This is a genomic window from Pseudomonas sp. FSL R10-1350, assembly GCF_009600525.1.
Taxonomy (GTDB): domain Bacteria; phylum Pseudomonadota; class Gammaproteobacteria; order Pseudomonadales; family Pseudomonadaceae; genus Aquipseudomonas; species Aquipseudomonas helleri.
Map to the genome: position 1 here is coordinate 1 of NZ_WIVR01000109.1, position 8,052 is coordinate 8,052.

The 8,052-nt window shown below is 54.5% G+C and carries 8 protein-coding genes; 3 read left to right on the forward strand and 5 right to left on the reverse strand.

What is annotated here, in order from left to right; genetic code table 11:
* Positions 1-283 precede the first annotated feature (283 nt).
* The 3 genes from GHO25_RS24775 to GHO25_RS24785 form a co-directional block, all read right to left on the reverse strand.
* A complete protein-coding gene (locus GHO25_RS24775; protein ID WP_048370884.1) occupies positions 284-2,275 on the reverse strand; it encodes a pyrroloquinoline quinone-dependent dehydrogenase in 1,992 nt (663 codons plus the stop codon).
* 1 nt (position 2,276) lies between these two features.
* Positions 2,277-2,648, reverse strand: a complete 372-nt coding sequence (locus GHO25_RS24780) for a hypothetical protein (RefSeq protein WP_048370882.1) — start codon at positions 2,646-2,648, stop codon at positions 2,277-2,279.
* 155 nt (positions 2,649-2,803) lie between these two features.
* Positions 2,804-4,069, reverse strand: a complete 1,266-nt coding sequence (locus tag GHO25_RS24785; RefSeq protein ID WP_153393119.1) for a sodium:proton antiporter — start codon at positions 4,067-4,069, stop codon at positions 2,804-2,806.
* A gap of 309 nt (positions 4,070-4,378) precedes the next feature.
* On the opposite strand from GHO25_RS24785, the gene GHO25_RS24795 reads away from it, so the two are divergent.
* Positions 4,379-4,765 carry an MAPEG family protein gene (locus tag GHO25_RS24795; RefSeq protein ID WP_048370879.1) on the forward strand — a complete coding sequence of 129 codons (387 nt, stop codon included), beginning with the start codon at positions 4,379-4,381 and terminating at the stop codon, positions 4,763-4,765.
* Between the two features lie 43 nt (positions 4,766-4,808).
* Here the strand turns inward: GHO25_RS24795 and GHO25_RS24800 are convergent, their stop codons facing one another.
* The gene (locus tag GHO25_RS24800; protein WP_082148744.1) at positions 4,809-5,198 is read right to left on the reverse strand and encodes a hypothetical protein; all 390 of its coding nucleotides are present in this window, start codon (positions 5,196-5,198) and stop codon (positions 4,809-4,811) included.
* Between the two features lie 353 nt (positions 5,199-5,551).
* Here GHO25_RS24800 and GHO25_RS24805 point away from each other — a divergent pair, with 353 nt between their 5' ends.
* Together GHO25_RS24805 and GHO25_RS24810 are read left to right on the forward strand one after the other, a co-directional pair.
* Positions 5,552-6,151, forward strand: coding sequence for a helix-turn-helix transcriptional regulator (locus GHO25_RS24805; protein ID WP_048370877.1), 600 nt, complete (start codon positions 5,552-5,554; stop codon positions 6,149-6,151).
* Entirely contained in the window at positions 6,141-7,016 is an 876-nt protein-coding gene (locus GHO25_RS24810) for a queuosine precursor transporter (protein WP_153393130.1), read from the forward strand. The genes GHO25_RS24805 and GHO25_RS24810 overlap by 11 nt, the downstream gene beginning before the upstream one ends.
* Before the next feature lie 67 nt (positions 7,017-7,083).
* Here the strand turns inward: GHO25_RS24810 and queC are convergent, their stop codons facing one another.
* The gene (queC, locus tag GHO25_RS24815) at positions 7,084-7,785 is read right to left on the reverse strand and encodes a 7-cyano-7-deazaguanine synthase QueC (RefSeq protein WP_153393133.1); all 702 of its coding nucleotides are present in this window, start codon (positions 7,783-7,785) and stop codon (positions 7,084-7,086) included.
* Positions 7,786-8,052 lie beyond the last annotated feature (267 nt).

The window sequence follows — 8,052 nt, forward strand, 5'->3', positions numbered from 1 at the left end:
CAGTTAGATCGGGTTTTGTGGGTTTACGATCGCTTCGCAATCGGACGCAGCCTCGCAGGCTCGACAGCTGCTACGAGAGGTTCTCGGTTAAATCGCGTAGCAGTTGACGAGCCTTGCGAGGCTACGTCCGGCGGCGCAGCCGTCGTAAACGGGTTATCGAGGTTCTTCAGTTAGATCGGGTTTTGTGGGTTTACGATCGCTTCGCAATCGGACGCAGCCTCGCAGGCTCGACAGCTGCTACGAGGTGCCTCACAGGGTCATAGACCCTGTGAGGGCTTCGCGTTTACTTCGGCAGCGCGTACACCACCACTTGGTCGCCGACTTGATCTTTCATGATCGAGTTGCCGCCTGCGACAAAGGCCACGTATTGCTTGCCTTTGTATTCGTACACCGCAGGGTTGGCGACGGCAGGGGCCATGACGATGTCAGACCACAGTTCTTTACCGTCATCCAGTGCGTAGGCGCGTACCTTGGCGTCCATCGAGGCGCCAATGAACACCACGCCACCGGCTGTCACCGCCGGGCCACCAATGGTTGGCGAACCCATGTCTGGCGGCATGTACCAGCCCCACTGTTGAACAGCCCCCATCGGACGACGCCATTTCACGTCACCGGTCTGCATGTTGATCGCCACCAGTTCACCGAACGGCGGAGCCCAGCACGGCATGCCGGCCCAGTTCTGCGCGTTGACCAACGACATGCCGTAAGGCGCGCCGATTTGTGGGTAGAAGCCGTTTTCGTTACCGGATTCTTTAGGCTGTTTGTCGTAGGCCTCGCGATCCCACAGCTTGATCATCTGCACGATGTGCGAGGTGTTGACGATGGCGACCTGGCTGACCGGGTCGAACGCTACGCCACCCCACTGCACACCACCGGCGCTGTCCGGGTAGGCCAGCACGCCATTGCCTTTGAGGCCGGGCGGCGAGTACATGCCGTTGTATTCCAGGCCGTCCCACATCTTGCTGCACTGGCCAAAGCCAACAATGTCAGCGATTTTCCAGATGGCCGGTTTTTTTGACTGATCCAGCAGCGGTGCAGGCTTGGTCGGGAACGGTTGGGTCGGTGAGTAGACTTCACCCTTGGCCTCGCCTTTAGGCACCGGACGTTCTTCAATCGGCCACACGTCTTCACCGGTGCGACGGTCCACGGTGAACAGGAAGCCCATTTTGGTCGCTTGTACCAGCGCCGCTACAGGTTTGCCATTCACGGTGATGTCCATCAGCGTCGGCGCAGAGTTGATGTCGTAGTCCCAGATATCGTGGTGAACCCACTGACGCGACCACACGACTTTACCCGTGTTGATATCCAGCGCCGTGGTTGAGGTGCCCAGCGGAATCGGGTTGGTGCGGTTGCCACCCCAGTAGTTGGGCGACGGCGAAGACACAGGGATGTACAGCAACCCCAGCGCCGGGTCATAGGACATGGCGGTCCAGATGTTGGCGGTACCGGTTTTGCCGGCTTCCTCTTCAGGGATCGGCTTGAATTCCCATTCCAGCTCGCCAGTGCGGGCGTTGAGGGCAAACAGCGAGCCTGGCGATTCGACTTCGTATTCCCAGTCTTTACCGGCCCAGCCCACGATCAGCTTGTCGCCGATCACGGTTGGCGGTTGCAACTGCGACAACGGCCATTTGTTGTTCTGCTTGTTCCACTGGTTAACGTCTACAACACCGTTTTTACCGAAGTTTTCGCACGGTTTGCCGGTGTCAGCATCAACGGCGTACAACTGTGCGGTCATGTTGCCCAGGTACACCATCTTCTGACAGGCAACACCCGCTTGCGGGTCTTTTTCCTGCCAATAGGACACACCACGGGACTTCAGCGCGGGCTGGGTTTCGGCCACCAATGCGGACTTGGTGTCATACACCCACTTCTCTTTGCCGGTCTCGGGCTCAAGGGCAATGATGCGGTAGAACGGTGTGCCCACGTACAGCGTGTCGTTGGCGAAGATAGGCGTGGCGGACCAGACGGTGGCCGGGGTTTTACCGGTGCCGTCAGACATGTCCCCGGTGAAATACTGCCAGACCTTCTTCAACTGCCCGACGTTGTCCTTGTTGATTTGCGTCAGCGGCGAGTACTTCTGCGAGCTGAGCTGGCCGTGGAAGGTGTCCCATTCTTTACCGGTCGGAATCGGCAGCTTGGCGTCCTCAGCAGAGACGCTGGACTGCGCCAGAAGAGGCGGTGGAACCACGTAGGTCGTGTCTGCATGGGCTGTAGAAATGCCCGCAAGCATACAAAGGGCAGGTGCTGCCAAAAGGTTCTTTTTCATTGTGCTCATCTCACGCGCTCCTTGTTGGCTTGCTGCCAAACGTTTCAATGAGGACACCTACAGCGCACACAACCAGCACGGCGGCAGTCCACCAGCCATGTAGCAACAAGGCGGCAAAAAACGTCCCGATAACACCTACCCAAGCCAGGAACAGGAAGAAAGCCCTGGCCCCTCCAGCCTCTGTCTTGATCAGTAACAGGCCCAGGATAAACAGCACAAACTCGGCCAGCATGGCGACCATCGCGCCACCGGAATCGGTTATCCCGGATAACGGCGTAAAGAACCGCCACGCAGTGATACACAAAGCAATCAACGCGGTGATGATCACGATGTAAGCGCCGAGATGGCGCCGGGGTGGTGCATAGGCAGCAGACGAACTCATCACTTTCTCCTTTCGTGACGTACTTTTTTACATTTTGAAAGGAGTGTAGCCAAGCTGACGGGAAACGCCGGGAACAGGACGAAATGAGCGCCGGGCCGCGATTGTTGGCGATCAACAATCGCAGCCAGGGTCGGTAGAGCGGGGGGGGTTGAGGCTTAATGCGCGCGTTCGGATTCAGCAGGCGCTGGCGCATCTTTGGTGACGTGGCTGACCAGTTTTCCGATGGTCAGGCCTTGAAGCAGGATCGAAGACAGCACCACGATGTAGGTGATACTCAGGATCAAGTCGCGCTCCGGGCCCAACGGCAACGCCAGGGCCAAGGCCACCGATACACCGCCACGCAGGCCACCCCAGGTGAGAATGCGGATGGTGCCACGCGGCACGGTGCGCCAGCGACGCAGCAGCACAATGGCCGGGGCCACGGTAAGCAGGCGCGAAAGCAGAATCGCCAGGGCCAGCACGCCAGCCGCCAGCAAGTGCAGCCACGAGAATGGCAACAGCAACAGTTCCATACCGATCAACGCAAACAGCAGCGCGTTGAGCATGTCATCGAGCAGTTCCCAAAAGCCGTCCATGTAGCGGCGGGTCATGTCGTTCATGGCTTTGTTGCGGCCCAGGTTGCCGATGATCAAACCGGCCACCACCATCGCAATCGGCGCAGACACGTGCAGCTCACTGGCCATGGCCGAGCCGCCGATCACCAGCGCCAGGGTCAGCATCACCTCGATCTGATACTGCTCGATGCTTTTGATCATCAGGTACACCAGGTACCCGATCAGGCCACCAAACACCACGCCGCCAATGGCTTCGTGGGCGAACAGCATGGCGGTCGCGCTGAGGCTCGGGGTTTCGCCAAGTTGCACGATGCCGAGCAACACGGTGAACACCACGACCGCAGTGCCGTCATTGAACAACGACTCGCCCACAATGGTGGTTTTCAGCGGCTTGGACGCGTTGGCCGTACGCAACACACCGAGTACCGCGATCGGGTCGGTCGGGGAAATCAGCGCACCAAACAGCAAGCAATACAGGAAGCTGATATGCCAGCCGAACAGCTCGAAAATGTAATAAGCGAGGCTGCCGATGACCGTGGTCGCGATCAGTACACCGAAGGTGGCCAGCAGGCCAATGGGCCAGCGATAACTGCGCACGTCATTGAAGTTAACGTGCAAGGCACCGGCAAACAGCAAGAACGACAGCATCCAGTTCATCAGCAAATCGCTGAAGTCGATCTGGCCGATCAGCTCTTGCACACGGTCTTCGAGCCCCGGATAGCCGAGAAAGCTCAAACCCTGCAACAGCAGCGAAAACATAAGGGCGGTAACCATGACGCCAATCGTTGGCGGCAGGCCGATAAAACGGTAATTCACATACGTGAGTAGTGAAGTCAGGCAGATAAACGCAGCAACAAGCTCAAGCATCCGGGATCCTGTGGTGGCGTGAGTGAATGGAAGCCCGAACGGGTCGGACTATGTGTTTGATGTAATCGCAGCGCTCAGGGACACATCTTTACCCGGCGCACCCTGGGGTAAGCGTAGGCGTTGGTGCAGGTGGCGGTGGTTTGTTTGGACCCACGCAACGCGCAAAAGATCGCTGGAAGTTTAGACGGGTGCTGTTACAACCAAGCGAGCGCCAGCAGCGCCAAGAACCTTTTGGCCGCCCGAGGCTCTTAGCCTGTGGACGGGTGCTGATCGGCATGCTCGTGATGAAACTCTAAAAAGGAAAGTCCCATGACCGTTGCCTTCTGGTGTGTACTGATTGCCCTGTGTTTGCCGTACGTCTGTACCGGCATTGCCAAGTTCAGCCAAGGCAAGTTCGGCCCCCGACAAAACCATGACCCGCGCGCGTTTCTCGCCACCCTAGAAGGGTCTGCCAAACGCGCCCACAACGCGCAGCTCAACAGCTTTGAAGTGACCCCGGCCTTTGCGGCGGCGGTGATCATTGCCGACATCGTGGGCAACGCCCAACCAGTGACCATCGATGTGCTGGCGGTGCTATTCATCACCAGCCGCCTGCTGTACATCATCTGCTACCTGGCCGACTGGGCGCTGTTGCGCTCGATTGTCTGGTTTGTCGGCATGGGGCTGATTGTCAGCTTCTTTTTTGTGTCGATGTAACTTGCGTGTGTCCTGCCGGGGGCGAACCAGCGCCCCCTGTCAGTCACTCAGTTGCCTGCCAATCGGGTTGTCCCGGGATCATTTCCCACGAAGCTGTCAGCCCGGCCAGAGAATTTTCAATGTAGTGTCTGGCTTTTTCGACCCTGTTGATGATCAGTAACGCGTGTTCACGTTGTACTCCGTTTAGCGCATTGCTGACTTCATTGGCCGATCGCGCTGCGCAACGCAGCAAATCAGACGCACAGCTCAAGGCGGCTTGAAGGTTGGCGCTGTCCTTGAGTGTTGTAATGGCTGATGGTGATACATCGAGCATTGACGTATCGGGCAGATAGAAATCGAGTGCCCGATCAGCGGCTGCGCGGTCCAGCACAAGCGTGTCAATTGCAGAGCCTTCTGGCACAAAGTCGATTGAAGCCGGAGATGCTTTTTTCACGGGAAACCCCAAGCGTAGGGAGGATGGCTATTGGGTGAGTGTCAGTTCTGCGTGCAATAAGTATTAAACGTGCTTTTCATAAAAGTTAACACGTGTCCAAAGTAATGGTTAATCTCAAGTAATCAATAATAAAAATATGTGCAGATAATTCGCCGTGTTTTTAACGCTATGGCTGTGCAAGTTGCCTACATGCTAGGCGGATAGTTCATTCGTGATAAAAAGACTGCGTGTGAGATGAAATTTTTTGTCTTGTTTTCCTTGCTGGTTTTATGGGCGAAACATTTGCACTATGAGTCCGTCTCAAGCGTTGAAGGTAAGTCGTAGGCTCGGCGTGTACAGTGTGAGGGGGCAAGATGCATCGAAAAGAAAAGAATAAAAATTTAAAAAGTAATATTCGCTATTTGATCAAGAGTCGCGGAGAAAGTCAGGTATCACTGTGTGTTGCCAGTGGCCTGACACGAACCACGATCTACAATATTTTAGAAGGTAAGGTATCTAATGTTCAGCACTCCACTGTGCGCAAGATATCTAATTTTTTTGGCGTGTCTTACGAAGAAATAGAACGAATAGATTTTGAAGAAAAAGAAACGCTGGAGCGGAGTGCTTCAATCGAAGGGAACATGAATCCGGCGGCTGTACCTGTTCTAAAAGAAGGGCAATTAATCAGTTGTCTTGATAAGCCAATTGGTGAATTGGTGACGCGTTTTCCACTCACTTACTATTTCGGTTCGGCTCATAACATGGTGGCTGTTATTTTGGAATATCGACGTTATGCATCTTATGGGGCCGGTGATGTCTTGATCGTTCACAAGGGCTGTGTGAACAAGGTTGGCGACCACTTGGCATACGACACGGGCACTTTGCGGCTCAGTATCGTGGACGGTCAGTCGGTTGAATCGAGTGGGCTATGTGTGATCGGGTATATCGTCGAGGAGCGCTTCAATGACCTGTAAGTGCGAAGCGGATAACTCCAGGTACAAACTGCTCGGCTTCGATAATCATAAAAGCCGGGTCATTGTCATGGTGGTGGCAACCGGTAAAGTTATCAAAGTTAAACTGTCTGAGCTAATAAGCAGCGAGGTAATGGATAATTTTAATCCGGCCGAGGTCAAGACAATTCATAAAAAGCTTTATTCGCAAGAGGGCTCTGTGACCGCCTACGACTTCAAAGACCGTCACGAACGTTCATGGATGATCTATGTTGTTTTGAACCTGCTGTTATTTACCCTCTACATATTCACCAGTATTGCGGCCACCAAACCAATTTTTCTGGAGTGGCCGGGCATTGTGGTAACACCGGGGGCTTTTTTATACCCGTTGACCTTTCTTATTGTGGATGTACTCAACGAGTCTTATGGCCTCAGGCTTGCAAGAAGGGCCATATTTTTTGCCTTTGTGAGTAATGCACTCATTATTGCCATGCTCAGCGTAACGACTTACCTGCCAGGGCTGTCTGACTGGAAACTGGATGCGCCCTATAACCAGGTGATTGGTCACCTGTCTTCAGTGCTGATCGCGTCGTTAATTTCATTTTTGGTATCGGAGTACGTCAATACCTACTTGCTGTGCAAGATTAAAGAATTGACGAATTCGAGGTTCTTGTTTCTCCGGGTGTTCCTGAGCACCTTTATCGCGGTCATTATTGACAGTTTTCTTTTTTGCTTTCTGGCGTTTTATGGCGTTATGGAAACCAGTGTCATCCTTGACATGATCGTTATCCAGATTCTTATCAAAGTGAGCTTTGCATTTTTTAACGTGTTACCGGCGTATGGCATGAGGGCGCTGTTAAACAAATACATGACGGTGGAGAGCAGGTAGTCGCCCGGCAATGATTCGCTGACTATCAACACGCCCAGCGTGTTGATAGTGGCTGACGTGCAAGGCGCTATGCGGCTTTTTGCAGCTTTGCCTGCAAGCGTTGGCGAACACCTGCTGTGTCGCTCAAGTACTCGGCCAACCCTTTTGCCCGCAAGCTGCAGGCGGCGCAGTGAGTGCAGCCTGCGCCCTGGATGCCGTTGTAGCAGGTCAGGGTTTGGTCACGAATCACAGCCAATTGTTGGTATTCATCGGCCAGCGCCCACACTTCGGCTTTGTTTAGCCACATCAATGGCGTTTCGATGCGCACGTCGTAGGCCATGCCCAAGGTGATGGCCTGGTTCAGTGATTTGACGAACGCGTCGCGGCAGTCCGGGTAGCCTGAAAAGTCTGTTTCGCACACGCCGGTAATCACGGTTTTGGCCTGCACCTGGTAGGCATAAATAGACGCCAGAGTGAGAAACACAATATTGCGCCCTGGCACGAAGGTACTCGGCAAACCGTTTTCAGGTGCTGAGGCGTCGGGCACGGCCATATCTTCGCGGGTCAGGCTGCTGACCGTTAATTGATTGAGCAGAGAGGCTTCCAGAACGGTGTGTTTAGTGGCGCCCAGTTGCTTGGAAAGCACCCGTGCAACGTCAATTTCCGCGCGGTGACGCTGGCCGTAGTCAAAGGTAATGCAGTGCACTTCGTCATACAGGGGCAGCGCCTGTAACAGACACGTCGTCGAGTCTTGCCCGCCACTGAAGACGATAACCGCTTTGTTTGTCATGTGAGGTCTCGATAAATAGGGCGAGCGTCGAGACTATTCCGCGAGGTGGGCAGGAACAAGCGGGGGAGGATTTGCAGGAGTTTTCTAGATATAGAAGAAGACTTATCTGACTCCCCGCCGTGTAGGAGCGAGCTTGCCTCGCGATCTTTTGATCTTGGTCTAAGAGCAACCCTCACCCTAGCCCTCTCCCTGTATGGACCGGGGACATAGCGAACACTTTGTTCGGAGACATAGCGAACAGTTAACGTAGCTTTTTCCCTGATATTA